The 24650-nt window shown below is 61.1% G+C and carries 25 protein-coding genes; 9 read left to right on the top strand and 16 right to left on the bottom strand.

What is annotated here, in order from left to right; genetic code table 11:
• Positions 1–75: 75 nt before the first annotated feature.
• The 7 genes from ELH03_RS29475 to ELH03_RS29445 form a co-directional block, all read right to left on the bottom strand.
• On the bottom strand, positions 76–1455 hold the full coding sequence (locus tag ELH03_RS29475; RefSeq protein ID WP_128409995.1) for an FGGY-family carbohydrate kinase: 1380 nt from the start codon (positions 1453–1455) through the stop codon (positions 76–78).
• Entirely contained in the window at positions 1452–1772 is a 321-nt protein-coding gene (gene rhaM, locus ELH03_RS29470) for an L-rhamnose mutarotase (protein ID WP_128409996.1), read from the bottom strand. The genes ELH03_RS29475 and rhaM overlap by 4 nt, the downstream gene beginning before the upstream one ends.
• Positions 1769–2776 carry an ABC transporter permease gene (locus ELH03_RS29465; RefSeq protein WP_128404828.1) on the bottom strand — a complete coding sequence of 336 codons (1008 nt, stop codon included), beginning with the start codon at positions 2774–2776 and terminating at the stop codon, positions 1769–1771. The genes rhaM and ELH03_RS29465 overlap by 4 nt, the downstream gene beginning before the upstream one ends.
• The gene (locus tag ELH03_RS29460) at positions 2773–3774 is read right to left on the bottom strand and encodes an ABC transporter permease (RefSeq protein WP_018483424.1); all 1002 of its coding nucleotides are present in this window, start codon (positions 3772–3774) and stop codon (positions 2773–2775) included. Before ELH03_RS29460 ends, ELH03_RS29465 begins: the two co-directional genes overlap by 4 nt.
• A 25-nt stretch (positions 3775–3799) precedes the next feature.
• The gene (locus ELH03_RS29455; protein ID WP_105009478.1) at positions 3800–5335 is read right to left on the bottom strand and encodes a sugar ABC transporter ATP-binding protein; all 1536 of its coding nucleotides are present in this window, start codon (positions 5333–5335) and stop codon (positions 3800–3802) included.
• A gap of 73 nt (positions 5336–5408) precedes the next feature.
• Positions 5409–6404, bottom strand: a complete 996-nt coding sequence (rhaS, locus tag ELH03_RS29450) for a rhamnose ABC transporter substrate-binding protein (RefSeq protein WP_018497178.1) — start codon at positions 6402–6404, stop codon at positions 5409–5411.
• 48 nt (positions 6405–6452) lie between these two features.
• The gene (locus ELH03_RS29445) at positions 6453–7265 is read right to left on the bottom strand and encodes a DeoR/GlpR family DNA-binding transcription regulator (RefSeq protein ID WP_128405599.1); all 813 of its coding nucleotides are present in this window, start codon (positions 7263–7265) and stop codon (positions 6453–6455) included.
• A gap of 197 nt (positions 7266–7462) precedes the next feature.
• Here ELH03_RS29445 and ELH03_RS29440 point away from each other — a divergent pair, with 197 nt between their 5' ends.
• Together ELH03_RS29440 and rhaI are read left to right on the top strand one after the other, a co-directional pair.
• Positions 7463–9559, top strand: coding sequence for a bifunctional rhamnulose-1-phosphate aldolase/short-chain dehydrogenase (locus ELH03_RS29440; RefSeq protein ID WP_130767137.1), 2097 nt, complete (start codon positions 7463–7465; stop codon positions 9557–9559).
• Positions 9560–9753: 194 nt separating this feature from the next.
• Positions 9754–11046: an L-rhamnose catabolism isomerase gene (gene rhaI / locus ELH03_RS29435; protein WP_128412855.1), complete on the top strand. Its 1293-nt coding sequence runs from the start codon at positions 9754–9756 to the stop codon at positions 11044–11046.
• Between the two features lie 94 nt (positions 11047–11140).
• Here rhaI and ELH03_RS29430 read toward each other — a convergent pair whose 3' ends face one another.
• Together ELH03_RS29430 and ELH03_RS29425 are read right to left on the bottom strand one after the other, a co-directional pair.
• A complete protein-coding gene (locus ELH03_RS29430) occupies positions 11141–11599 on the bottom strand; it encodes a carboxymuconolactone decarboxylase family protein (protein WP_128405653.1) in 459 nt (152 codons plus the stop codon).
• Positions 11600–11888: 289 nt separating this feature from the next.
• Positions 11889–12956: an IS110 family RNA-guided transposase gene (locus ELH03_RS29425; RefSeq protein ID WP_130806842.1), complete on the bottom strand. Its 1068-nt coding sequence runs from the start codon at positions 12954–12956 to the stop codon at positions 11889–11891.
• Between the two features lie 236 nt (positions 12957–13192).
• On the opposite strand from ELH03_RS29425, the gene ELH03_RS29420 reads away from it, so the two are divergent.
• Both ELH03_RS29420 and ELH03_RS29415 read left to right on the top strand, forming a co-directional pair.
• Entirely contained in the window at positions 13193–14062 is an 870-nt protein-coding gene (locus ELH03_RS29420; RefSeq protein WP_130806840.1) for a sigma-70 family RNA polymerase sigma factor, read from the top strand.
• 273 nt (positions 14063–14335) lie between these two features.
• Positions 14336–15544 carry an amidohydrolase/deacetylase family metallohydrolase gene (locus ELH03_RS29415; protein ID WP_130767135.1) on the top strand — a complete coding sequence of 403 codons (1209 nt, stop codon included), beginning with the start codon at positions 14336–14338 and terminating at the stop codon, positions 15542–15544.
• A gap of 22 nt (positions 15545–15566) precedes the next feature.
• Here ELH03_RS29415 and ELH03_RS29410 read toward each other — a convergent pair whose 3' ends face one another.
• The 3 genes from ELH03_RS29410 to ELH03_RS29400 form a co-directional block, all read right to left on the bottom strand.
• A complete protein-coding gene (locus tag ELH03_RS29410) occupies positions 15567–16415 on the bottom strand; it encodes an IclR family transcriptional regulator (protein WP_130767134.1) in 849 nt (282 codons plus the stop codon).
• A 118-nt stretch (positions 16416–16533) separates the two neighbouring features.
• Positions 16534–16956 (bottom strand): type II toxin-antitoxin system VapC family toxin, encoded by a 423-nt coding sequence (locus tag ELH03_RS29405; RefSeq protein ID WP_128403937.1) that lies wholly within the window; start codon positions 16954–16956, stop codon positions 16534–16536.
• Positions 16956–17204 (bottom strand): type II toxin-antitoxin system Phd/YefM family antitoxin, encoded by a 249-nt coding sequence (locus ELH03_RS29400; protein WP_128403938.1) that lies wholly within the window; start codon positions 17202–17204, stop codon positions 16956–16958. The genes ELH03_RS29405 and ELH03_RS29400 overlap by 1 nt, the downstream gene beginning before the upstream one ends.
• A 153-nt stretch (positions 17205–17357) precedes the next feature.
• Between ELH03_RS29400 and ELH03_RS29395 the strand changes: the two genes are divergently transcribed.
• Positions 17358–18170, top strand: coding sequence for an SDR family oxidoreductase (locus ELH03_RS29395; protein WP_130767133.1), 813 nt, complete (start codon positions 17358–17360; stop codon positions 18168–18170).
• 186 nt (positions 18171–18356) lie between these two features.
• Here the strand turns inward: ELH03_RS29395 and ELH03_RS29390 are convergent, their stop codons facing one another.
• Entirely contained in the window at positions 18357–18572 is a 216-nt protein-coding gene (locus tag ELH03_RS29390) for a hypothetical protein (RefSeq protein WP_018448558.1), read from the bottom strand.
• Positions 18573–18699: 127 nt separating this feature from the next.
• On the opposite strand from ELH03_RS29390, the gene ELH03_RS29385 reads away from it, so the two are divergent.
• Positions 18700–19323, top strand: coding sequence for a TetR/AcrR family transcriptional regulator (locus tag ELH03_RS29385; protein ID WP_018246544.1), 624 nt, complete (start codon positions 18700–18702; stop codon positions 19321–19323).
• Positions 19324–19463: 140 nt separating this feature from the next.
• Positions 19464–19652: a hypothetical protein gene (locus tag ELH03_RS29380; RefSeq protein ID WP_018071149.1), complete on the top strand. Its 189-nt coding sequence runs from the start codon at positions 19464–19466 to the stop codon at positions 19650–19652.
• On the opposite strand, the gene ELH03_RS29375 is transcribed toward ELH03_RS29380, so the two are convergent.
• Together ELH03_RS29375 and ELH03_RS29370 are read right to left on the bottom strand one after the other, a co-directional pair.
• Positions 19649–20083: a DUF1810 domain-containing protein gene (locus ELH03_RS29375; protein WP_128403940.1), complete on the bottom strand. Its 435-nt coding sequence runs from the start codon at positions 20081–20083 to the stop codon at positions 19649–19651. The two genes, ELH03_RS29380 and ELH03_RS29375, sit on opposite strands and share 4 nt — an antisense overlap.
• 176 nt (positions 20084–20259) lie before the next feature.
• Positions 20260–20538: a hypothetical protein gene (locus ELH03_RS29370; protein WP_130767172.1), complete on the bottom strand. Its 279-nt coding sequence runs from the start codon at positions 20536–20538 to the stop codon at positions 20260–20262.
• 275 nt (positions 20539–20813) lie between these two features.
• Here ELH03_RS29370 and ELH03_RS29365 point away from each other — a divergent pair, with 275 nt between their 5' ends.
• Both ELH03_RS29365 and ELH03_RS29360 read left to right on the top strand, forming a co-directional pair.
• Positions 20814–22184 (top strand): amidase, encoded by a 1371-nt coding sequence (locus ELH03_RS29365; protein ID WP_130767132.1) that lies wholly within the window; start codon positions 20814–20816, stop codon positions 22182–22184.
• Between the two features lie 66 nt (positions 22185–22250).
• Positions 22251–23111 carry a sugar phosphate isomerase/epimerase family protein gene (locus tag ELH03_RS29360; protein ID WP_130767131.1) on the top strand — a complete coding sequence of 287 codons (861 nt, stop codon included), beginning with the start codon at positions 22251–22253 and terminating at the stop codon, positions 23109–23111.
• An 18-nt stretch (positions 23112–23129) separates the two neighbouring features.
• Here the strand turns inward: ELH03_RS29360 and betC are convergent, their stop codons facing one another.
• Complete coding sequence (gene betC, locus ELH03_RS29355) at positions 23130–24644, bottom strand: choline-sulfatase (RefSeq protein WP_130767130.1); 1515 nt, start codon at positions 24642–24644, stop codon at positions 23130–23132.
• Positions 24645–24650: the final 6 nt, after the last annotated feature.

Genomic DNA, 24650 nt, shown 5'->3' with positions numbered 1-24650 from the left:
TCTCCTCGACCTGATTTTCGAGGTGCCACACTAACGAGAAGGCAGGGACGAACAAGGCCGCTTTTGGAAAGACTCCTATTCCATCGCCGCGTACCAGCGGGTGCGATAGGCGGCCAGCCCCGGGATATCGGTCGGCGCAATATGCGTCTCGGCACCCGACACCGGCCGGATGCCGGTGAGAAGGGCCGCCCCCTGGCTGGTGCCGGTCGAACCCGGAAGGGCCATAACCTCGCGGCCGGTTAGAGCGGCGAGCAGCTTGAGATAGGTCCCATTGAGGGCAAAAGGCCCTTCGACGATAACAGGGCCTTTGGCGCCGATTAGTCCGAGGCAGGCATCGGTCATCAAAGCGAGATAGAGGCAGGCAGCGGCAGAGCGCTCCTCGCGGCTTGCCTCTTCGGCTCCAATCCAGCGGCTTGCTTTTCCCGGAAACGGCCCGGAACCGGGCGCGATATTCGGCAGGAGCATCATGCCCTTGCCGATGACGGGGCCGATTGCTGCCTGGGCGGCATTTTCGTCGACAGGGCCGATCTCGGCCGAAAGGATCTCGAATTCACGGCCGCCCATGAAACGCGAGGAGGGGACGGCCCGGCCATAGGCATCGACATTGGCGAGCGCATCGCGGCTCGGATCGAGATGATCGAGATCGCCGCCGACGCCGAAATTGATGACCCATGTGCCTGTCGAGACGACGGCAAAGGGCGCTTCCCGATGGACCAGATGCGGCAGCAGCGAGGCATTGGAATCGTGAATGCCGCAATAGACCGGCACGGCTGCGGTAAGGCCGAGCTCTGCGCCAATGTCGGGAAGAACGCGGCCGAGCGCATCGAAGGCGGAGCGGATCGGCGCCATGAGGTCGCGAATGGCGAGCCTGTCGACGAGTGAGGAATAGCTGCCGGCCCTCGGGTTCCAGAGGTCGGTATGGCAGCCGAGCGAAGTCAACTCATTGGCGGTGACGCCGGTCAGCCGTGCCGTCCAATATTGCGCATAGGTGAGGATGGTCGCAACCTTGGCGAATTCCTCGGGAAAGGCGGTCTTTTGGTAGTGCAGCTGCGCGCCGACGTTGAGGCCCATCGCGAGGTGCGGCGAGAAGGTTTCGTCGAAAGAGGGGCGCAGCCGCGTATAGGCATCGCGGATTTCCTGCGGATATTCGTGTTCATAGTCGATGACAGGCATGGCAAGCGCGCCGTCTCGGGCAAGGAGTGCTGCGGATGCGCCATGGGTGGTGATCGAAATGGCGTCAAAGCCAGGCTCGCGCGCAAGGCTCTTCAATGCATCGAGCGCAAAGGACCAGAGAGCCTCTACGTCGTAATGCGGATAGAGACCGGATTTGATCGCGATATTCGGCCGCTTCAGGACGGCGATCTCGGCGCCCGTCTCGCTGTCGAGCACGACGACCTTGGCATTGGTCTTGCCGATATCGAGGACGGCGATGCGGCGATAGGAGGTGGCGTTCATGGCAAGTGGAAGAGGGTGACCAGGTCACTCTGGATCGGCGAATTATCGGGATTGGTCGCCATGATATCGGCCATGTGCGCCCACCATTTCTTCATGACCGGATGGTCCGGCAGGCTTGCCATCGTGTGGTCGGCGGGCCGCGTCAACACGCCGAACAGCGTGTTGGTCTCGCGGTCGAGATGGATGGAATAGTCGCGGGCGCCTGACTTGTGCAGGAGATCGACCAGTTCCGGCCAGATCTCGTCATGCCGCTTGCGGTATTCGGCTTCCATGCCGGGATTGAGCTGCATTTTGAAGGCGTGTTTTTCTAAAGTCATCGGGAGCTCATGACCTTGATGCGGCGGGCGATGATCGGGATGGCGATGGTGATGATCAGAAGTAGGCCGATAAAGATCGACATGACGATGCCGGGCACGTTCAGCAGGCCGAGGCCGAAGGTGACGAGGCCCATGACGAAGGCGGCGATGACGACGCCGACGATGGTGCCGGAACCGCCGAGGATCGAGATGCCGCCGAGCACGACCATGGTGACGACCTCGAGTTCCCAGCCCTGGGCGATTGACGGCCGGGTCGAGCCGAGGCGTGAAGTCAGGCAGACGGCGGCAACGCCGCTCATGACGCCGGTCAACAGGAAGAGGATGAATTTGACGCGCTCGACCGGAATGCCGGAGAAGCGGGCGGCGAAGTCGTTGTTGCCGATCGCATAGACCTGCCGGCCGAAATTCGTCGCATGCAGCAGCACGGCGAAGAGGATCGCCAGCACGATGAAGAGCACGAATTCGAAGGAGAATACCCAGACGACATAGCCCTGGCCGAAATAGGCGAAATCAGCCGGGTATTTGCCGTAGGCCTGGTCGCCGAGGACGATATAGGAAATGCCGCGGAAAAGGCTCATCGTGCCGATGGTGACGACGATCGACGGCAGTTTCAGCACCGAGACCAGAACGCCGTTGAAGATGCCGCAGGCAAGGCCGGTGCCGATGCCGATCGCGACCAGGCCCGGTGTGCCGATGCCGACCTGGGCTGCCGCGCCCATTGCCGTCGAGGCGAGCGCGATGATCGCGGCGACCGAGAGGTCGATCTCACCTGATATGACGAGCAGCGCCATGGCGAAGGCAATCATTGCCTTTTCGGTGAAATTGAAGGTGGCGTCCGAAAGGTTCCAGGCATCGAGGAAATAGGGCGAGGCGAGCGAATTGAAGATGAAGATCAGCACGGCGACGGCGAAGAGCAGCACTTCCCAGCTCGCGGCGATGCGGCGGAAGGGCGTGCCGAGGCGGTCGGGGATGACCCGCTTTTCGTGTGTGGACACGGTGCTCATGCTGCGGCCTCCGTTCTGATCTCGGCTGCGGCGCGGTCGCGCAGGATGATGCGGCCGCGGTTGCGCTCACGCCTGGCGTTGAAGGCGACGGCGAGAATGATGACGGTTCCGGAGATCGCCATCTGCGTGAAGGGTGAAATGCCGATCACCGGCAGCGCATTCTTGATGACGCCAAGGAAAAGCGCGCCGAGCACGGTGCCGGCGACCGAGCCGACGCCGCCGGCAATCGAGATGCCGCCGATGACGCAGGCCGCGACGCTGTCGAGCTCGAAGCCGTTGGCGATATCGACATAGGCGACGGCATAACGCGACACCCAGAGATAGCTCGCAAGGCCGGCCAAGGCGCCCGACAGAACGAAGGCCAAGAATTTCGTCCAGCCCGTATCGATGCCGGCATAGACCGCCGCAGTCGGATTGCCGCCGGTCGCATAGGCCGAGCGGCCGAACTGAGTGTATCGAAGCACAACATACATCAGAAGCACGATGACAATGCCAACCCAGCCGAGAACGGGCAGGCCGAGGATCGGCGTGCGCGGCACCGACAGGAAGATCGGCGTCATCTGGTGGGCGTTGACCCATGCCCCGCCCGAAAGCACGAAGGCCATGCCGCGATAGATGGTAAGCGTGCCGAGTGTCACGACGATCGGCGGGATTTCGAGCGCCCAGACGAGAAAGCCGTTGATGGCGCCGAGGCAGGCGCCGATGACGATCGCGGCAAGGATGAGCACGACGAGCGGCAGGTCGGGATAGGCGGCATTCATCATCGCGATCGCCATGCCGGTGAAGGCGAGGTTAGCGGCAACCGAAAGGTCGATCGATTTCGTCAGGATGACCGTCATCTGCGCGAGCGCCAGGATGATCAGGATGGAGGTATCGTTGAAAATGCCGGCGAGATTCTCCGGCGTTGCGAAATCGGCAGCGCGCGTCGAAAAGATCGCGATCATCACGACGATGATGAGGAACAGCAGGGTTTCGCGTTTTCTGATCAGTCTTGCCATGCTCTTACCTTATGCATTGCGGGCCTCATGCATTGCCGGTGGCGGCGCGCACCAGCGCTTCCGGCGACAGCTCGGCGCGGTCGAAAATTCCGGCGGCGAGACCTTCCTTCATCACCAGGACGCGGTCCGACATGCCGATGATCTCGGGCAGTTCGGACGAGACCATGATGATCGACAGGCCCTCGGCGGCGAGTTCGCTGATGAAGCCGTGCACGGCTGCCTTCGAGCCGATGTCGATGCCCTTTGTGGGTTCATCGAGGATGATGACCTTCGGCGCCGTCGCCAGCCATTTGCCGATGACGACCTTCTGCTGGTTGCCGCCGGAGAGCGTGCCGACCGGGACGGAAAGGGCCGCGGCGCGTAAGTCCAGCCGCTCGGCATATTTGCGGGCGAGCGCGAATTCTTCTGCCGCCCTGAGGAAGCCCCGGCGCGAGGTGCGGGCAAGCGAGGGCAGCGTCATGTTCTGGAAGATCGGCATCGGCAGCGCCAGCCCGTGGCGGCCGCGTTCCTCCGGCACATAGACGATGCCGGCGCGGATCGCATCCTGCGGCGAATGGATGGTGATTTCGCTGCCTTCGAGCATCATGGTGCCGGAGAGCGGTCTGGTAATGCCGAAGAGCGATTGGGACAGTTCCGAACGGCCGGCGCCGATCAGGCCGTATATGCCGAGAATCTCGCCCTTGCGCAGGGTGAAGGAGATGTCGCGGAATTCCGTGCGGTGACTGTAATTGCGGATCTCGAGCACCGGGCCGCCGATGGCGACGTCGACCTTCGGAAAGGCATTCTCGACGTCGCGGCCGACCATCATGCGGACGATCTCGTCTTGCGGCGTTTCCTTGAGCCGGCCCTGGCCGACGGCGCGGCCGTCGCGGAAGACGACGAAATCGTCGGCGATCTCGTACACCTCGTCGAACTTGTGGCTGATGAAGAGGATCGCCTTGCCTTTTTCCTTCAGGCCCCGGACGATGCGGAAGAGATCGTCGATCTCCTTGCGGGAAAGGGCTGCCGTCGGTTCGTCCATGATGACGATGCGGGCCTCGATCGACAGAGCGCGCGCAATCGCCACCAGATGGCGCTGCGCGATCGAGAGGTCCTTCAGCCGGATTGTCGGATCGATATTGCTTTCGAGCGCGGTCAGCAGCGCCTTGGCGCGGCTGTTCATCGCCTGCCAGTCGATGGTGCGCAAACGTGTGCGCGGCGCATGGCCGAGGAAAATGTTTTCGGCAACCGTCAGTTCGTCGAACAGCACGGTTTCCTGATGGATGGCGGTGACGCCGGCGTCGATTGCGGCCTGGGCGCTGGCAAAGGTCACCGGCTGGCCGTCGACCAGGATCTCGCCTTCGTTCGGCCTGTAGATGCCGGTCAGGATCTTGACGAGCGTCGATTTGCCGGCGCCGTTTTCGCCGATCAGCGCAGTCACCGTGCCGGGATGCAGTGCGATGCTGACATTGTCGAGCGCCTTCACGCCCGGAAAGATCTGGGAGATGCCGCGCATTTCCAGAATGGCGGGCGCATCACCGGTTTTGCTGTCCGTGGCGGTTTGTTGAAAGGCAGCGTTCATCAAGCTTCTACCAGTGTCGAATGAGAATCCCGGCGGCCATCAGGCCGCCGGGCTTTTATGCGTCGGCTCCCGATCAGAAGACCTTGGAGAACTGGTCGATATTCGAAGCATTGTAGACGAAGGGATCGGCCATGGCGGCTTCACCGTTGTCGCCGACCTTGATCTTGCCCATGCGGCCGGCTTCGATCTCGCTGCCCGGCTTGCCGTCGGTCTCGCCCTTGACGAGGCGATAGGCGATCTGCGTTGCGGAGTAGCCGAGATCGATCGGGTTCCAGATGGCGAATTCCTTCGTGGCGCCCGACTTGATCGCGCCGGCCATTTCGGACGGCAGGCCGAGACCGGTGACGTAGACCTTGCCGACGAGGCCCTTGTCTTCGACGACCTTCGACGCGGCGAGAACGCCGACCGTCGTCGGAGCGACGATGACCTTGATGTTCGGGTTCGCCTTCAGCAGGCCCTCGGCTTCACGATAGGACTTGTCCGAGAGGTCGTCGCCATAGACTGTGGTGACGAGGTTGAGGCCCGGGAAGTCCTTGAGCTGTTTCTTCATCTGGTCGATCCAGATGTTCTGGTTGGTCGAGGTGGTCGTTGCCGACAGGATGGCGAAGTCACCCTTGCCGCCGTCGAGATGGTCCTTGACGAGCGTCAGGCACATCTTGCCGATCAGCTCGTTGGACGACGGGTTGAGCTGAAGGATACGGCCTTCAGGTGCGACGCCGGAATCCCAGGAGATGACCTTGATGCCGCGCTGTGTAGCCTTCTTCAGCGCCGGAACGAGCGCGTCGGGATCGTTGGCCGAAACCGCGATGGCGCTGACGCCCTGGGCGATCAGCGAGTTGATGACTTCGATCTGGCCTTCGGCCGTCGTCGTCGTCGGACCGGTATAGATGACCTCGACGCCGCCGAGTTCCTTGGCAGCTTCCTGCGCGCCCTTGTTGGCAGCATCGAAGAAGCCGTTGCCGAGCGACTTGACGACGAGACCGATCTTGATGTCGGCAGCACTTGCCGTGCCGGCCATCATGGCGACGGCAAATGCCACGCCGATTGCAAGTTTCTTTGCGAGTTTCATGCTTTCATCCTCCCACTTGATTGACACTCTTCACACCTGGCCGGCGCCTTATGCGACCGACGAGGAATCCTCCTTGATTGCCTGGGTGACCGGGCTCGCGACAATGAGCCTGATGCCGGCATTCTCGATCATCCTGACGGCTTCCTCTGGAATGCCGTCATCGGTGATGATTGTAGACACACGCTCGAGCGGGCACAGAATGAGGCTCGACCGGCGATGGAACTTGCTGGAATCGGCCATGACGACCAGTTCGTCAGCCTGATGCATCAGCTTCTGCTCGCTCTGGATGATCAGCGCGTCGGCTTCCATGATGCCGAGCGGGCCGACGCCCTGGGCGCCGATGAAGAAGCGGCGGGCGTAGAAATTGCGGATCGCGTCATTGTCGAAGGGGGAGAGGATCAGGCTCTGCTCGCGATAGATCGCGCCGCCCGGGACCGTCACCGTGTTCTTCGAATGCTTGACCAGATGTTCGGCAATGGCGAAGGAATTGGTCATCACCTGCAGGCGGTGCGCCGCCATGAAATGCACCATCTGGAAGGTGGTCGTGCCACCGTTGATGATGATCGCGTCGCCAGGATCGCAAAGCTCGACCGCCTGGCGGGCGATTGCGCGTTTCTTGTCGATATTGACCGATTCCGATACCCGGAAGGGACGCCCGGCGAGATTGCCGAGCTGCGGCGGATGCACGGCCTCGGCGCCGCCGCGCACACGGCGGATCTTGCCCTGAACATGAAGAGCCGCGATGTCGCGCCGGATCGTCGCCTCGGAAGCCTCGGTCAGTTCGGAGATATCCTGAACCGTCACGACGGACTTTTCCTGAACGGCGCTCAGAATGATGCGATGGCGTTCGCGTTCGTGCATGGGGCTCCTCCTTTAATCGTTTATTTCGCACATATGACAATGTGTCAATCAAAAACGATCATAAATTTTCATATTGCGCTGCACAATAATCGAATTTGATCGTTTTCGATTGACAACCTGCGTTTTGATGAGCGATACCGTCAGCGAAAAGCGGCGCGACTTTGCGTCTCGATGAAGATTTCATATGGGAGGATGACATGGCGGCGAACGTCCGGGTTCTGGAAAACCGGTGGGATGATGCTTACGCGGCAGGCCTCGATGAGCCTGGCAAGCTGCTCTATCGCTCCAACCTGCTCGGCGCCGACAAGCGCATCACCAATTATGGCGGCGGCAACACCTCGGCGAAGGTGCTGGAAACCGATCCGCTGACCGGCGGCAAGGTGAAGGTACTCTGGGTCAAGGGATCGGGCGGCGACGTCGGCACGATCAAGCTCGACGGTTTCGCCACGCTCTACCAGGACAAGCTGGAATCGCTGAAAGGCATCTATAAGGGCGTTGAGGATGAAGACCGCATGGTCGGCTTCCTGCCGCACTGCACCTTCAACCTGAACGCCCGTGCCGCCTCGATCGACACGCCGCTGCATGGTTTCGTGCCTTTCACCCATGTCGACCACATGCATCCTGACGCGATCATCGCGATCGCCGCGTCGAAGAATTCGAAGGAATTGACGCAGCAGATCTTTGGCGACGAGATCGGCTGGCTGCCCTGGCGCCGTCCTGGTTTCCAGCTCGGCCTCGACCTCGGCGCTTTCGTCGCCGCAAATCCGAATGCGAAGGGCGTCGTCCTCGAAAGCCACGGCCTCTTTACCTGGGCTGATGACGCCAAGGCCTGCTACGAGCTGACGCTCGACATCATCAACAAGGCGATCGTCTGGTTTGCCGAAAAGACCGAGGGCAAGACGATTTTCGGCGGCGCGCTCACTGAGAGCCTGGCCGTTGCCGAACGCCGCGCCATCGCCGCCCGACTGATGCCGGAGATCCGCGGCCGCATCGGCAAGCAGGAGCGCAAGCTCGGTCATTTCGACGATCAGGACGCCGTGCTCGAATTCGTCAATTCCCGGGATCTGCGTCCGCTCGGCGCGCTCGGCACCAGCTGCCCGGATCATTTCCTGCGCACCAAGATCCGCCCGCTAATCGTCGATTTCGACCCGGCCAAGCCGGATGTCGACGCGATCGTTGCCGGTCTCGACAAGGCGCTGGAGGACTACCGCGCCGACTACGCCCGCTATTACAACGACTGCAAGCATGACAATTCGCCCGCCATCCGCGATGCCAATCCCGTTATCTTCCTCGTTCCCGGCGTCGGCATGCTGTCCTTTGCCCGCGACAAGGCGACGGCTCGCATTGCCAGCGAATTCTACGTCAATGCCATCAACGTCATGCGCGGTGCGTCGACAGTCTCGGAATATCAGGGCCTGCCGGAGCAGGAAGCCTTCGATATCGAATACTGGCTGCTCGAAGAGGCCAAGCTGCAGCGCATGCCGAAGCCGAAGAGCCTTGCCGGCCGCGTCGCCTTCGTCACCGGCGGCGCCGGCGGCATCGGCCGGGCGACGGCAGCGCGTCTCGTCGGCGAAGGTGCCTGCGTGGTGCTTGCAGATATCGACCAGGCAGCGCTCGAGGGCACCGAAGCCGATTTCGTCAAGAGATACGGCGCTGACGCCGTACGCAGCGTCCGGCTTGATGTCACCAAGGAAGATGCGGTGATCGCCTCCTTCGCGGAAGCCTGCGTTGAATTCGGCGGGATCGATATCCTAGTCTCGAATGCCGGCATTGCCTCGTCCGCGCCGATCGAAGCCACCGAGCTGTCGACGTGGAACCGCAATATCGATATTCTGGCGACCGGCTATTTCCTCGTCTCGCGCGAAGCCTTCCGCCTGTTCCGCCGTCAGGCGCTCGGCGGTAACGTCATCTTCGTCGCTTCGAAGAACGGTCTTGCCGCCTCGCCGAATGCATCTGCCTATTGCACGGCAAAGGCTGCCGAAATCCATCTCGCCCGCTGCCTGGCGCTGGAAGGCGCGGATGCCGGCATCCGCGTCAACACCGTCAACCCGGATGCCGTCCTGCGCGGCTCGAAGATCTGGAGCGGCGAATGGCGCGAGCAGCGCGCCGCCTCGTCCAAGATCGAGGTAGACGATCTCGAGGAACATTACCGCAAGCGGTCGATGCTGAAACTCAACGTGTTTCCGGAAGATATCGCCGAAGCGATCTATTTCCTCGCATCGGACCTTTCGGCAAAATCGACCGGCAACATCATCAACGTCGATGCCGGCAACGTGCAGAGCTTTACGCGGTAAGAGGGACGCTCTTCTCCCCGGCGGGGAGAAGATGCCGGCAGGCAGATGAGGGGGACGCAGAGCGAAGCGATGCGTGTTCTGAGCGGGAAGCGAAGGACTATTAATGTCCTACCCGGCCGCCCCCTCATCCGACCCTTCGGGCCACCTTCTCCCCGCTGGGGAGAAGGGGAGAAAGAAACAATCGGGAGGAAGAAATGGCCGAATTCAGGATCGCGCAGGATCTGGTTGCGACGGATAATGACAAGCGGGCAACAGCGCTGAAAGCCGACTACGAGGCACTGGGCGCGACGCTTGCCCGCCGCGGCGTCGATATCGAAGCAGTCACCCGGAAGGTTGGGGAATTCTTCGTCGCCGTTCCGTCGTGGGGAGTCGGTACCGGCGGCACGCGTTTTGCCCGTTTCCCCGGCACCGGCGAGCCGCGCGGCATCTTCGACAAGCTCGACGATTGCGCCGTCATCAACCAACTGACGCAGGCGACGCCAAACGTCTCGCTGCATATTCCCTGGGACAAGGCCGATGCCAGGGAGTTGAAGGCCAAGGGTGATGCGCTCGGCCTCGGCTTCGATGCGATGAATTCCAACACCTTTTCCGATGCGCCCGGCCAGGCCCATTCCTATAAATACGGCTCGCTCAGCCACACCGATGCGGCAACACGGGCGCAGGCAGTCGAGCACAATCTCGAATGCATCGAAATCGGCAAGGCGCTCGGCTCCAAGGCGTTGACGGTCTGGATCGGCGACGGTTCAAACTTCCCCGGGCAGAGCCATTTCACCAAGGCTTTCGAGCGATACCTCGCCTCGATGGCGGATATCTACAAAGCGCTGCCTGGTGATTGGAAGCTGTTCTCCGAGCACAAGATGTACGAGCCGGCCTTCTATTCCACAATCGTGCAGGATTGGGGCACCAACTACCTGATCGCTCAGACGCTCGGCCCCAAGGCCTATTGCCTCGTCGATCTCGGCCACCATGCGCCAAACACCAATATCGAGATGATCGTCGCCCGCCTGATCCAGTTCGGCAAGCTCGGCGGTTTCCACTTCAACGATTCGAAGTATGGCGACGACGATCTCGACGCCGGCGCAATCGATCCCTACCGGCTGTTCCTCGTCTTCAACGAGCTGGTCGATGCCGAGCAGCGCGGCGTCAACGACTTCAACCCGGCCCATATGATCGACCAGTCGCACAATGTCACCGACCCGATCGAAAGCCTGATCAACAGCGCCAACGAAATCCGCCGCGCCTATGCGCAAGCGCTGCTCGTCGACCGCAAGGCGCTCTCCGGCTATCAGGACGACAACGACGCGCTGATGGCATCGGAAACGCTGAAGCGCGCCTATCGCGCCGATGTCGAGCCGATTCTGGCCGAAGCCCGCCGCAGGGCCGGCGGCGCGATCGACCCGATCGCCGTCTATCGCGCCAGCGGTTATCGCAAGAAGGTGGCGGCCGAGCGCCCGGCATCCGCTGCCGGTGGCGGCGGCATCATTTGAACGACCGATTGTTTCGCATGGCCTGAAGCCATGCTGATCAGGGATGATGGTTGCCGGCAGCGCAGGGGTGACGTGCTGCCGGCAACCTCGCTGTTTACGGCTTCCAGGCCCCGGCGATCTGGCGGGTGGCGATGTTCAGCCGGTTCCAGACATTGATGTTGGCGATGGCGATGACGAGTGCTGCAAGGCTCCTGCCGTCATAATGCCGGGTCGCTTCGTCCCAGATATCATCCGGCACCGGGTCGGCGCGGTCGCTGATACGGGTGACTGCCTCGGTCAGGGCAAGGGCTGCGCGCTCGGCATCGCTGAAATAGGGCGAGTCGCGCCAGGCGCCGATGGCGAAGAGCCTTTCGTCGGTTTCGCCGAGTTTCTTTGCAATGCGGGGATGACCGTCGACACAGACGCTGCAGCCGTTGATCTGGCTGGCGCGCAGGTTGACGAGTTCGAGCAGCTTCGGCGAAAGGCCGGTTTCGACTGGCACCTTGCTGAGCGCATTGAGCGCCTGCATGGCCGCGGGAAGGACGAGGGCGGGATTTCCCATTCTCTCCTGCATGACCAATTTTTCCTGCATGGTATGTCTCCAATGAAAGAACGCAAGGGGCAGAACACCACCATTTGGCGGCTTTTCCTTGGGTTCGGTTAAGTTTTGACCGGCATTCGCACCGATCGGCAAAGTCTCTCTTTCCGCCGGACAGATCGCTTTGCTGTCCTTCGGTTCTTGAACCAGTCTCCAATGCGTGACCTGATGCCTGGGGCTTCGGTCACAGAGTGGCGTTCGGCTCCCGGTTTCCCATTCTCCTTGAGAAGCGCAGCCCAGTCCTGCCGGGCTCGCTAGACTGCCATCAGGACAACCGGGATATCGTCGACGCGCCTTCCATGGTGGCGGTGCCGCGCGGCTCGTAGGCGCGCTGGTCACGCAGGATCTGGAAGGCGATCGTCAAAAGCTTGCGCGCGATGGCAACCCGCGCCTTGTTTACTCCTTTGATCTTCAGATGCTCGTATTGGGCGCGCAGCTGCGGATCGCTGGCGATGGCAGGTAGCGCCGCCTCGACGAAGGCCCAGCGCAGCCACTTGTTGCCCTGCTTGATGATCTTGCCGTGGAAGGTCTTGCCGCCGGAGGAATAGGTCGACGGCACAAGCCCGGCATAGGCGGCAAGCTTCTTCGAGTGGCGGAACCGCGATATGTCGTCGATCTCCGCATCGATCAGCCGGGCGAAGAACTCGCCGATGCCGGGGATCGTTTTCAACAGCTTGACGTTGGCATTGGCCTTGGTCATCGCCCGGATCGTTGCTTCCGACTGTTTGATCCGCATGTCGATGTCGCCGATGAAGGCGAGACCACGGTCAATCTGGATGCGGTCGATCTCAGACACGTTCACTTGAGCCAGCTGGACGCGGCCGGCCTTGCCAAACAGGTCGCCAAGCTTCTTCAATTGCGCCGTCTGCTCCGGATAGCGGTCGAACACCGTGACGATGCGGTTCTTCGTCATCGTGCGCAGGCGCACGTAAAACATCCGCTCGCGCAGCGCGACGCGAAGGTCCCGCGATCTCTCGCTTGGCGCCCAGGCTTCGGGTACCAGATCGGCTCTGAGCAGATGTGCCAGCACCGTCGCGTCGATCTTGTCGGTCTTGATCTTGGCGTCGGCGATCGCTTTAACCTTCAGCGGATGGGCGAGAACGACATCATCACAAATGTCGTCGAGCCAGTCGTACATCACCATCCAGTTGCGCGTCGCTTCGACAACCGCATGCGAGTTCTCCCGATAGCGTTCGAGAAACCCGCCCAGCGACTGTCGGTCGTTCTTCACCCGGCCGGATCTCAGCGTCTTGCCGCTGCTGTCCTGAACCACCAGGTGGCTGTAGGATTTGTGGTAGTCGACCCCGATATGGTATTCATAAGAGGCAGTCATGCTTCCAACTCCCTTATTGAGATCTTCGAAACCCCAATAGGATAAGCCGAAAGGCTGGAAGTGTGACTGTCCCTCGATCATCATCTGCATCTCAGTGATCCGTTCTCTCAACGGGCGCGGCCTCTTTCATGCCACCTCCTTGATGCGTTTACTGTTTGACGATCCGCCGGCGCTGTCACATCGGCCGGGTTTCATTCGTCATGGTGTTGACGGAACGCAGTGGAGGAATGTGACAAATGGACGAGAAAAAATGGCTGGCCGATGAGTTCGAGGCGAACAGAGCGCATCTGAGGGCCGCAGCCTATCGCATGCTCGGCTCGCGCAGCGAGGCGGAGGATGCCGTTCAGGAGGCTTGGCTGCGGCTCGGCCGCACGGACACGACAGGGGTTGGCAATCTCGGCGGCTGGCTGACGACCGTGGTGGCCCGCATCTGCCTCGACATGCTGCGCGCCCGCAAGACCCGGCGCGAGGAGCCGTTGGAGGTGCCTGTCCATGGCGGGATCGCCGACCCGGCGAATGATCCGGAGCGCGAAGCCGCCTTTGCCGATTCGGTCGGTCTGGCGCTGCTCGTCGTGTTGCAGACGCTGGCGCCCGCCGAACGTGTCGCCTTCGTGCTGCACGACATGTTCGATCTGCCCTTCGACGAGATCGCGCCGATCATCGGCCGCTCGTCCAGCGCTGCCCGCCAGCTCGCGAGCCGCGCCCGCCGTCGGGTGCAGGGTTTGGACGAGGCGCCTGATGTCGATCTCGGCCGCAAGCGGACGATCGCCGAGGCCTTTCTGACGGCGTCGCGCAACGGCGATCTGGAGGGGTTGATCGCGGTGCTTGCCCCTGACGTCGTCTTCCGGCCGGATGCGACGGCAGCCCGCTTCGGCACCATTGGCGAGATGCGCGGCGCAGCTCACCTGGCTGAAGCCTTCAAGGGTCGGGCGCAGGCGGCAGAAATCGCCATTGTCGACGGTGAGATCGGATTCGTCGTGGAAATTCATGGCCAGCTCCGCGTCGTAGTGGCGCTGACAATCGCCGATGGCAGGATCGCCGCGATCGACGCCATCGCCGATCCGGATCACCTGGAACGGCTTGACTATTCTATTCTTCGCGATTGAAAACAAACAGGAATTTATCGGATCTTCGAAACAGGCGCGCTTCGGAAGGAGCGCACGGTTTACGTTTTCTCAGTGGCGACGCCCGCGTCATTTTCCTTGACAGTGTCGTTCTCGGCTTTATTCTATTATAAGGCCTTATGTATCATAATTATGGAATTTCTGTACGATACCCTGAGGCGCCATCTCTGGCTTCCCTATCACCCTTCCGTCACGACCCGCAGACGGATGACCGAGGAGCGATCCCGGTCCGAGACTTCGAAAGGAATGCATGTCATGTCCGGCGACCAGGCGAAGAAGCCGCTTCTCCTCACCAATGTCAAACCGATCGCTTTCGGTGCGGGCACATCCGAGGGGGCAGTCGACATTCTCGTCAATGCCGACGGCAGGATCGTCGAGATCGGTCCGTCCCTTTCAGTCTCGCAGGATGTGACGCGCATCTACGGCAAGGGCGCCTTCATTTCACCGGGTTGGGTCGATCTGCACGTGCATATCTGGCACGGCGGCACTGATATTTCCATCCGCCCCTCCGAATGCGGCGTCGAGCGCGGCGTCACCACGCTGGTCGATGCCGGTTCGGCCGGTGAGGCGAATTTCCATGGCTTCCGCGAATATATCATCGAGCCCTCGCGCGAACGCATCAAGGCCTTCCTCAATCTCGGCTCGATCGGCCTCGTCGCCTGCAATCGTGTCGCGGAATTGCGGGATATCCGCGATATCGATCTCGACCGCATCCTCGAAGTCTATGCCGAAAACAGCGAGCACATCGTCGGTATCAAGGTGCGCGCCAGCCATGTCATCACCGGGTCCTGGGGCGTCACGCCGGTTAAGCTCGGCAAGAAGATCGCCAAGATTTTGAAAGTGCCGATGATGGTGCATGTCGGCGAGCCGCCGGCGCTCTATGACGAAGTGCTGGAGATCCTCGGACCCGGCGACGTCGTCACCCACTGCTTCAACGGCAAGGCCGGGTCGAGCATCATGGAAGACGAGGACCTCTTCAATCTCGCCGAACGCTGCGCCTCCCAGGGCATCCGTCTCGACATCGGCCATGGCGGCGCCTCCTTCTCCTTCAAGGTCGCCGAAGCGGCGATCGCGCGCGGGCTGCTGCCGTTCTCGATCTCGACTGACCTGCACGGCCATTCGATGAACTTCCCGGTGTGGGACCTGGCGACGACGATGTCGAAGCTGCTCGGCGTCGGCATGCCTTTCGACAAGGTGGTGGAAGCCGTCACCCATGCGCCGGCATCCGTCATCAAGCTGTCGATGGAGAACCGGCTTTCGGTTGGCTCACAAGCGGAATTCACCATTTTCGACCTGGTCGATTCCGATCTCGAGGCGACGGATTCCAACGGTGACGTCTCGGTCCTCAACAAGCTGTTCGAGCCGCGCTATGCAGTGATGGGCGCTGATGCCTTTGCCGCCAGCCGCTATGTGCCGCGGGCGCGCAAGCTGGTGCGCCACAGCCACGGCTATTCCTACAGGTAGGATCCGCTGAAGAGGGCAAGGCTCAGCGGTTGCGCCAGCCCATCAGCTTTTCGATCCGTTCCGCTGAACTGCGCACATGGGCCGTATAGTGGTTCTCGTCGGAAAAGGCCTTCTGTTCCGGCAGCACGATGGAAATGGTGGCGATGCACTGGCCGTCGCGATCGCAGATCGGCGAGGCGATGCAGGCAACCGCATAATCGGATTCCCCCGCCTGGATCGACAGGCGCGACTCGAAGGCCTTGCCGGCGGCTTCCGACAGCGTGCCCGGATCGATCTCGGCGCGGCCGGTCGGTGAAGAGCGAGCGCAGCGTTTGAACAGTTCGATGCGCTCCTGCTCGGCCAGGTGGCCGACGAGCAGGCGACCGGAGGCCGTCCAGTTCAGCGGTACCCGGGTGCCCACACGGGACGCCACCTGGAAATGGCTCGGGCCGTCGGCCATGGCCAGCACCAGCATATAGTCGCCATCGCGGCCGCAGACCTGCACGGTTTCGCCGGCCTGGCGGCAGAGATCGTGCATTTCGTGGGTGGCGATGCTCATGAAATCCAGCGACCGTGCATAGGCGAGGCCGTAGTGGTAGAGCCGCGCACCGAGCCAGATCGAGCCGTCCGCCTGGCGCGTCAGCATGTTCTTCTCGACGAGATCGTCGACGATGACGTAAACGGTCGACAGCGGCGCCTTCACCGCCTTGGCGATCGCATAGACGCCGGCGGGCGATCCGGTCTCGTAAAGATGGTCGATCACCTGAAGCGCCCGGTCGATGCCGCTGACACGCGCGCGGCGCGCGCCTTTGCCACCGGCCTCGGCGGCAACGCCCTCATCTTCGGAGTAAACTGCGGATGATGTCTTTCCGTCCAATTCCACGCACCTCATTGAAAACTGCGATCATGTTACATTACTATGGCATAGCTGTCGCTGTGGAAAATCGCAACAGAAGACAACCCTGTGGTATCTGTTGACGGCTGCTGTGGGATTTGATCTGCCGATGGCATCATAACAGTTGGTGCTTTGCTCCGACGATGGTGCAAGCCTTCGCCAGCCCCTTATCCAGTGTGACGAGCGCGGCGTCGTTGCCGAGCGCGACGGCGAGATGGAGTGCATCGCCAGCGCGAAGACCGATGTCGAATTGATCGGTCATGCGTGCCGCTTCGATGAAGTGGGCGCGCGATATTGGCAGGAGCTCGAACGTTGTCGAACATAATTCTCTGAACATCGCCAATGCCTTGCCGCGATCGGCCAAGTCGATCTGGCCGCTTCTTGTCTTGAGCGCGACGGCGCTCGAAAATTCGGTGATCGTCCAGCCGCTGACCGCGATCTCTTCGGATCCAAGCGTCGCTAGCCATTGCTGCACGTCGTCCGTGCGGGTTTCGATCGTCCAGGCGGCGACGAGGACTGAGGTGTCGATATAAAGCATCAGTAACGATCAGTGTCGCGCATGTCGCGGATGAAGGTCGCGGAATCGACCGGTTTGGTCGGCGGCTTCATCGAGGCGGTCAATGCCTTCAGCCGCTCGACGTCGATCGGTTTTTTGCGCGTCTTGACGGGCACGAGCTGCGCCACCGGCTTGCCATGCCGCAAAATCTCCACGGTTTCGCCGGCTTCGACGCGATTGAGCAATTCGCTGAGATGGGCCTTGGCTTCCGCTAAATTGACACTCGCCATGACACCCTCTTGATGACCAATTTTCTAGTCATTCTAGTCCGAAAACAAATCTGCCGCAAGATCGCTGGAACAACAAATCTTAGCCTGAGTTTGCCCCTGAACCCAGGAGGTCATGATGCCAAATTATCCCCTTTTCCATCCCAGAAACAGCCTATGCCGGGTTTTACGGGACAGATGGACCCCGTTCCCGACCATGGCGAAAAGAGCTATCGCGGTTCCGAGCGACTGAAAGGCAAGCGGGCGATCATCACCGGCGGCGATAGCGGCATCGGTCGGGCAGTGGCAATCGCTTACGCCAGGGAAGGTGCCGATCTGGTGATCTCCTATCTCGACGAGGATGAGGATGCCGATGAGACGAAACGGCTCGTCGAGCAGGCCGGACGCAAGGCTATCCTCGTCAGCGGCGACATCCAGGATCCGGCCCACTGCCGGCAGATCGTCGAGACGGCGGTCAAGGAACTTGGCGGTATCGACATTCTGGTCAACAATGCCGCGCATCAGGCAAGCTTCAAGAGCATTGACGAGATCAGCGACGAGGAGTGGGAACTGACCTTCAAGGTCAACATCCATTCGATGTTCTACCTGACCAAGGCCGCCGTCGCTTATATGAAACCCGGCAGCGCCATCATCAACACCGCCTCGATCAATTCGGACAGTCCGAACCCGACGCTGCTTGCCTATGCGACGACCAAGGGCGCGATCCAGAATTTCACCGCCGGCCTTGCCCAGCTTCTGGCCGAGAAAGGCATTCGCGCCAATGCGGTGGCGCCCGGGCCAATCTGGACGCCGCTCATCCCTTCGACACTGCCTGAAGAAAGCGTCAGCAATTTCGGCAAGCAGGTGCCGATGAAACGGCCGGGACAGCCGGCCGAGCTGGCGACAGCCTATGTGATGCTGGCCGATCCCTTGTCGAGCTATGTCTCCGGCACGACAATTGCGGTGACTGGCGGCAAGCCGATCCTCTAAAGCGCGTCGCGATCTTTCAGATTCGCTCCTCGCGCTTTAAGTCTTTGTTTTTACGCATGCCGTTGTCGCAAAACCGCTGCACACTTTTGCGCGACACGCTTTAAAGCGGCAAGGGCCGCCGTCTGGTTGTGACGGCAGCCCTTGACGGGGGCAGGGAGAGATCCCCAAGCTATTCAGGCGGCTTGTTCAGCCGAAGCAGGGCATAGCCGGCAGATTAGCGCGGTTTGCGAGTGCTCCGATCATATTGCCCACCGAAGTCGAGCGCGGTTCGCGTTTGCGGGCGGCCGTCTCCAGGAGTTGCTTGAAGTCTTCAAGCTTCACGCCGTCGGCGCGCAACACCATGGCAATCAGGGGGTCGCGAAGGGCTTCGGATATCGTCAGATCGTCTCTGGTCTTTGTCATGGTTGTCCTCCTTTCGTGGGCGGTCGCCCGTCTTCCACCTTTCGCTGCCATGCCCTCGGCATTGACTTTCACGTTTGGTGGTGTTACCGGTAAGTAACAATGCATTTGTTACCGATCGGTCACATTGATGTCAAGGACTACGTCCGCAAAAAAATCAGAAACTTCGAATGAAATCTCCGCAGCTGTTCCAGAAGATCGCATCCCGCCGCGGGAGCGTATCGTCTCGACCGCCTCGGAGCTTTTCCGCGAGCGCGGCATCCGCGGCATCGGTGTCGACGCCATCGCCGACGCGGCTCTGACCAACAAGATGACGCTCTACCGGCATTTCGGCTCAAAGGACGAACTCGTCTGCGAAACGCTGCGCCGCGCCTCCGAAAAGGCGGGTACCATCTGGCGCGATCTGGACGCGGCCTATCCCGGCAATCCGCGCGCCCAGCTGGACGCCTGGGTGGAGCTGCGGGCGCAATGTTTGAACGGCGAGCCCGCCGGCTGCGATCTCGCCAATGCCGCCATCGAGCTGAAGGGCGAGGGCCATCCCGCCCACGAAATGATCGAGCGGCACAAGGCCGAACAGCGTGATCGCTTGGCCGCGCTCTGTTCGGCGGCCGGCGCGCGCGAACCCCAGCTTCTGGCCGATACGTTGACACTGCTGCTCGAAGGTGCGCGTGTCAGCCGCCAGGCCATGGGCGCTGCCGGCTGCTGCGGTCATTTCGCCAAGGCCTGCCACGCGGCGATCGCTTCTTTCGCCTGACCGCCCTCTCTACAGCGCCGCGCGTCTTTCCAGACGCGCAAAGGACGCTGTAGCACTTTGAATCGCTGAATTGTCAGCGGGGGGAACCTTACCGCTTCCATGCCGTTTTCCCATCACCGGGGTGATGCGGAGGCAGGGAGATGAACTACGTCTATCTCAAACGCCTATATGACAAACGCGCCGAGCTCGAAGCCAAGCTGGAGCTTCATGATGCGCGCTATTGCTTCGGCGAGGAAGAGGTCGATGATGGCACCGACAGCGATCTACGTCAGCGGTTGAGCGAGATCTCCGAGGAAATTGCTACGCTGGAGAGCAGGCCGGGCCGCTAATCCGCGCCAAGGATCTCTATCGTCCGCTCGTCGAATTTCCCCTGATAGAAATGCTCGATCGCTCGGTGGAAGGGCGAACCATGGTCGCTGATCGCGGCAAACAAAGTCATCGACGAGCGCAGCTTGAGGTCGTCGGGTGAGCCCAGGATTTCATGCGCCGATCTGCCGCCGACGGACAGGATCGCCTCGACGCAGCGCAGCAGCCGGCTTGAGAGAATGGGATCGGCGAGATAGGCGGTTGCTTCTTCGGCCGAGCGGATCGCATATTTTTCGGCCATCGCCGATGTGCCGAGACCGGCGATCTGCGGGAAGATGAACCACATCCAATGGGAGGTCTTGCGCCCTCCCTTCAGCTCTGAGAGCGCCTGTTCATAGACACCATTCTGAGCATCGATGAAGCGATCGAGATTATAATCGATATCACCGGCCATGGTCCTTTTCCCTTTCCTGCTGTCAATGCAGCCTAGGCTCAAGGTCTCCATGCCCGGCGATCTACAGCGCCGCGCGTCTTTTGAGACGCGCAAAGGACGCTGTAGCACTTTAAATTACCGCATAATTTTATCCTTAAATCGATTCCGTTTTAAGGAATTATGCGGTGGCTTTCCTGTTAGCAGACCCTCTCAGCGTAGGGGCTGCTGTCGCGGCAATGGCCGTAAGCCGGATGAGGCGGCATGTTATCGCCTGATGGGGCGGCAATGGCCGATGTCGTCATCGGGTCCGTATTGCCGGAAGAATATGCGGCAAAACCCGCAAAGCTCAAGAGAACCAGCGCTCCGACCACGACAATGCGTTCGAAGGCCGAAAGTTTCTGGGCGCGGACGTGTTCCACATAATCACGCTCGCCCAAACCGGCGGTTTCGTCCTCTTTTACATGAAGGGTCACCATATCCTGGCGACGGCTTAAAGTTTCACAATCTGTCATTTTAATTACTCCTGCAACACATGCGGCGCCGGTCTCTCTAGAGCAAACTCTCACCCTCGTGCCGAACCGCTTCCGCATGCGTGCAGCATGTGTGTCTTCGATCGTGGCAATTGAAGGGGCGATATTCAAACTCAGTGTTCAAAAAATCGTACCAATAAATGCAAAATATCGTGAAGCTCTGGTTCACCGGAATGATCCGAGGTAGTCCAGAGAGGAACATCTTTCTTCTGGATAGTCCCATGAGCAAATCCTTCGGCGCGATGTCGGTCGCGCAACTTTCCGTCCTCATTCAAGGTGATGCGGCCGATCCGGTCGAGGTGGCCGAGGCGGTTTTCGATTCTATCGCGAATTATGCCGACAAGGCGGTTTTCACCACACTGCTCGAAAGCCGGGCGATGGAGGAGGCGCGCGCCTCTTCGCGACGTCTGCGGGAAGGGCGCTCGCTTGGATTGCTGGACGGCATTCCGATAGCCTGGAAGGATCTTTTCGACATTGAAGGCTTGCCGACGACGGCGGGCTCCGTCGTTCTGGCAAAGGACATGCCGGCCAAGCGCGATGCGGCTGTCGTCGCTTTGCTCAGGCAGGCGGGCATGGTCGCCGTCGGGCGCACCAATATGAGCGAATTCGCCTTTTCCGGCCTCGGCATCAATCCGCATTACGGCACGCCGGTAAATCCGCGCGGTACTGATCTCCGGCGCATTCCGGGCGGCTCGTCCTCGGGTGCTGGTGTCGTCGTCGCGTCCGGGATGGTTCCGGTCGCCATGGGCACCGATACCGGCGGCTCGGTGCGTATTCCCGCCGCCTTCAACGGCATCGTCGGCTACAAGGCGACGCGCGGCCGCCACGCGATGGCAGGCGTCTATCCGTTGGCAAAGAGCCTGGATTCGTTGGGACCGCTCTGCCGCAGCGTCAGGGACGCGGTCTGGATCGATGCGGCGATGCGCGGCTTGACGGCGCCTGTTATCGTGGAGCGTCCTCTGCAAGGGCTGGAACTCATCGTGCCTGAAAACGTCGTCTTCGACGGAGCTGAAGCCGGCGTCGCCGCTGCGTTCGAGGCAGCTTTGGAACGTCTTCAAAAGGCCGGCGCCCATGTTGCCCGTACCGTCATTCCCGCCTTCAACGAGATATTCGATCTGATGACGAAATATGGTCCGCTGGTGACGGCGGAGGCTTTCGCACTTCACCGCGAACGGCTGGCCGGACCGGACGCGGACAGGATGGACCACCGTGTCGTCATGCGCACCCGTCTTGGAAGCAAGACGACGCTGCCGGATTACCTGGCGATCCTCGAGGCGCGCAGCCGCCTGATCGCCGATGTCGAGCGCCTCGTCGGCGACCGGCTGCTCGCCTTTCCCACCGTTGCCCATGTCGCTCCGCCGATCGGACCACTGGAGCAGGACGACGAGCTGTTCTTCGCGACGAACAACAAGACGTTGCGCAACACTGCGCTCGGCAATTTCCTCGACTGGTGCGGCGTTTCCATTCCCTGCGGCACCGGCGAGGCTGGCATGCCGGTCGGCCTGCTGCTTTCGGCCACCGCCCATCGCGATGAGGCGCTGCTGGGGATTGCCCTTGCCGCGGAGCCGGTCATCCGCGACGATTTTGCCTGAATTGGCAATTGAACCGCCGGGATTTAGTTGCCATTGATGGCATGAGGAGATCCCGGAGGAAAGCAAGTGCAGGTTTTGCAAAACGGACGTTTCGCGGTTTCGACATGGTCGCTGCATCGGCTGCTTGGCGCCGTTTATGCCTATAGTCCCGATCCTGACAAAAGTGCTACTGCGAAAGAGCCCTATGGTCCCGGCGCCACGGCGCTGATCGACGTGCCGGCGGCGCTCTCGGCACGCGGCGTCAACCGGCTGGAGGTCTGTTCCTTCCATCTGCCGAGCCTCGACGCCACCTATAAAAGCGAATTGCGCGATGCAATGGCGGCCTCGAACGTGCTGTTCCAGACGCTGCTCGTCGAGGATGGTGATCCGAGCCATCCAGAGACGGCCGAACGCGACGTCAAATGGATGGCGGAGTGGATCGACATCGCCGCAGCCCTCGGGGCGCAGAGGATGCGCGTCATAGCCGGCAAGCAGAAGCCGACGGAAGAAAATCTCACCCGCGCCGCCCGTCATCTGAACTGGCTGGCCGGACAGGCGGAAGGCAGCGGCGTGCGCGTCGTCGTCGAGAACTGGTTCGACCTGCTGCCGACGCCGGTCGAAATGAACTGGCTGCTGGACCGGCTGAACGGCAAGGTCGGCCTCAACGGCGACCTCGGCAACTGGACGGCGCCAGCCAAATATGAAGGCCTCGCCGACATCATGGGCCGAGCGGAAATCTGCCATGCCAAGGCCGATTACGGCGTCGCCGGCCTCGATGCCGACGATTACCGCACATGCCTGGAGATGTGCGAGAGGGCCGGCTACGACGGTCCCTTCACGCTGATCTATGACTCGCCCTTCTTCCCAGACGAATGGGACGGCATCCTGCTGCAAAAGACGTTCATCGAGGATTTCCTGCGCGAGGCGCCGGCGCGCAAGACGGCTTAAATCAGAAGCGCTTCTTGCTCATTCCTGGCGTGGGAACCTTTGGTTTTCCTCCAGCACATTCAGATCCATGTGGTTGCGCATATAGCGCTCCGAGGCTTTCTGCAGCGGCTGGTAGTCCCATGGATAATAGGCCCCATTGCGCAGCGCCGCATAGACCACCCAGCGGCGCGCCTGGCTTTCGCGCACGGCTGCGTCGAAATCGGAAAGGTTCCAGCGTCGGCCGGCCTGTTCGACAAGCCTTGCCAAGATCTCGGCATGCGCCGGGTCGGCCGCCAGATTGTCGAGTTCCCTAGGATCGGTCTCGAGATCAAACAGCATCGGCGGGTCCTTCTCGCAGAGCGAGAGCTTGTATCGGCCATCCCGGATGCAGACGAGTGGTGCTTCGGAACCTTCCGCGGCGTATTCCATCGGCACAGGGCTGCGGCTGCCGGTGCCTTCGGCAAGCGCTGCGAGATCCTCGCCCTCGGTCCACGGCTTCAGGGAGGCGATATCGATCCCGGCAAGACCCGCCAGCGTCGGCGTCACGTCGAGCGTGGAGACAGGCTGATCGATCCGTTTGGGCTTCCAGCCGGGTGCCGCGATCATCAGCGGAACGCGGGCCGATCCTTCGAAGAAGTTCATCTTGAACCAGAGGCCGCGATCGCCGAGCATGTCGCCATGGTCGGAGGCGAAGAGGATGATGGTGTTTTCGGCCATGCGGGTCCGTTCGAGGACGCCGAGAATGTCACCGATCTTCTCGTCGACATAGGAGATATTGGCGAAATAGCCCCGCCTTGCCCGCCTGATCTGCTCATCGCTGATGTCGAAAGCGTCGTGATCGCAGGCTTTCATCAGACGCTGCGAGTGCGGGTCCTGCCGCTCGAAGGCAATCGGCGCAACCACTGGGTCAAGTGCCGGGCAATCCTCATAGAGGTCCCAGAATTTGCGGCGCGCGACATAGGGATCGTGCGGATGGGTGAAGCTGACGGTCAGGCACCAGGGGCGCTCGTCGTGTCCGCGCGAGAGATCGAACAGCTTGCGGCCGGCGTGGTAGGCGACCTCGTCGTCATATTCCATCTGGTTGGTGATCTCGGCAACGCCGGCGCCGGTGACGGAACCCAGATTGTGATACCACCAGTCTATGCGTTCGCCGGGCTTGCTATAGTCGGGCGTCCAGCCGAAATCGGCCGGGTATATGTCCGTCGTCAGACGTTCCTCGAAGCCATGCAATTGGTCGGGGCCGACGAAATGCATCTTGCCGGAAAGCGCCGTCTGATATCCGGCGGCGCGCAGATGATGCGCATAGGTCGGAATGTCAGAGGCAAATTCCGCCGCATTGTCGTAGACGCGGGTTCGGCTCGGCAATTGTCCGGACATGAAGGAGGCCCGCGCCGGTGCGCAGAGCGGGCTTGCCGTATAGGTGTTGGTGAAACGCACGGAACGTTCAGCCAATGATTTCAGATGCGGCGCATGAAGAAAATCGGCCGGGCCATCGGGAAAGAAAGTGCCATTCAACTGATCGACCATTAGGATGAGGATATTCGGACGCGCCATGTGAAA

It is taken from the genome of Rhizobium beringeri, assembly GCF_004306515.1.
Taxonomy (GTDB): domain Bacteria; phylum Pseudomonadota; class Alphaproteobacteria; order Rhizobiales; family Rhizobiaceae; genus Rhizobium; species Rhizobium beringeri.
The sequence above is the reverse complement of the archived record's forward strand: the minus strand, read 5'-3'. Positions and strand labels throughout refer to the sequence as shown.

Bases quoted from the DNA above. Each gene is read 5' to 3' on its own strand.
- ELH03_RS29430 (WP_128405653.1), bottom strand. From the start codon at position 11,599: ATGCAGGAGAGAATGGGAAATCCCGCCCTCGTCCTTCCCGCGGCCATG.
- rhaS (WP_018497178.1), bottom strand. From the start codon at position 6,404: ATGAAACTCGCAAAGAAACTTGCAATCGGCGTGGCATTTGCCGTCGCC.
- ELH03_RS29455 (WP_105009478.1), bottom strand. From the start codon at position 5,335: ATGAACGCTGCCTTTCAACAAACCGCCACGGACAGCAAAACCGGTGAT.
- ELH03_RS29410 (WP_130767134.1), bottom strand. From the start codon at position 16,415: ATGAGGTGCGTGGAATTGGACGGAAAGACATCATCCGCAGTTTACTCC.
- ELH03_RS29445 (WP_128405599.1), bottom strand. From the start codon at position 7,265: ATGCACGAACGCGAACGCCATCGCATCATTCTGAGCGCCGTTCAGGAA.
- ELH03_RS29425 (WP_130806842.1), bottom strand. From the start codon at position 12,956: ATGACTGCCTCTTATGAATACCATATCGGGGTCGACTACCACAAATCC.
- ELH03_RS29475 (WP_128409995.1), bottom strand. From the start codon at position 1,455: ATGAACGCCACCTCCTATCGCCGCATCGCCGTCCTCGATATCGGCAAG.
- ELH03_RS29400 (WP_128403938.1), bottom strand. From the start codon at position 17,204: ATGGCGAGTGTCAATTTAGCGGAAGCCAAGGCCCATCTCAGCGAATTG.
- ELH03_RS29380 (WP_018071149.1), top strand. From the start codon at position 19,464: ATGAACTACGTCTATCTCAAACGCCTATATGACAAACGCGCCGAGCTC.
- ELH03_RS29395 (WP_130767133.1), top strand. From the start codon at position 17,358: ATGCCGGGTTTTACGGGACAGATGGACCCCGTTCCCGACCATGGCGAA.
- betC (WP_130767130.1), bottom strand. From the start codon at position 24,644: ATGGCGCGTCCGAATATCCTCATCCTAATGGTCGATCAGTTGAATGGC.
- ELH03_RS29365 (WP_130767132.1), top strand. From the start codon at position 20,814: ATGAGCAAATCCTTCGGCGCGATGTCGGTCGCGCAACTTTCCGTCCTC.
- ELH03_RS29370 (WP_130767172.1), bottom strand. From the start codon at position 20,538: ATGGTGACCCTTCATGTAAAAGAGGACGAAACCGCCGGTTTGGGCGAG.
- ELH03_RS29420 (WP_130806840.1), top strand. From the start codon at position 13,193: ATGGACGAGAAAAAATGGCTGGCCGATGAGTTCGAGGCGAACAGAGCG.
- ELH03_RS29460 (WP_018483424.1), bottom strand. From the start codon at position 3,774: ATGGCAAGACTGATCAGAAAACGCGAAACCCTGCTGTTCCTCATCATC.
- ELH03_RS29415 (WP_130767135.1), top strand. From the start codon at position 14,336: ATGTCCGGCGACCAGGCGAAGAAGCCGCTTCTCCTCACCAATGTCAAA.
- ELH03_RS29405 (WP_128403937.1), bottom strand. From the start codon at position 16,956: ATGCTTTATATCGACACCTCAGTCCTCGTCGCCGCCTGGACGATCGAA.
- rhaI (WP_128412855.1), top strand. From the start codon at position 9,754: ATGGCCGAATTCAGGATCGCGCAGGATCTGGTTGCGACGGATAATGAC.
- ELH03_RS29385 (WP_018246544.1), top strand. From the start codon at position 18,700: ATGTCAAGGACTACGTCCGCAAAAAAATCAGAAACTTCGAATGAAATC.
- ELH03_RS29375 (WP_128403940.1), bottom strand. From the start codon at position 20,083: ATGGCCGGTGATATCGATTATAATCTCGATCGCTTCATCGATGCTCAG.
- ELH03_RS29440 (WP_130767137.1), top strand. From the start codon at position 7,463: ATGGCGGCGAACGTCCGGGTTCTGGAAAACCGGTGGGATGATGCTTAC.
- ELH03_RS29390 (WP_018448558.1), bottom strand. From the start codon at position 18,572: ATGACAAAGACCAGAGACGATCTGACGATATCCGAAGCCCTTCGCGAC.
- rhaM (WP_128409996.1), bottom strand. From the start codon at position 1,772: ATGACTTTAGAAAAACACGCCTTCAAAATGCAGCTCAATCCCGGCATG.
- ELH03_RS29465 (WP_128404828.1), bottom strand. From the start codon at position 2,776: ATGAGCACCGTGTCCACACACGAAAAGCGGGTCATCCCCGACCGCCTC.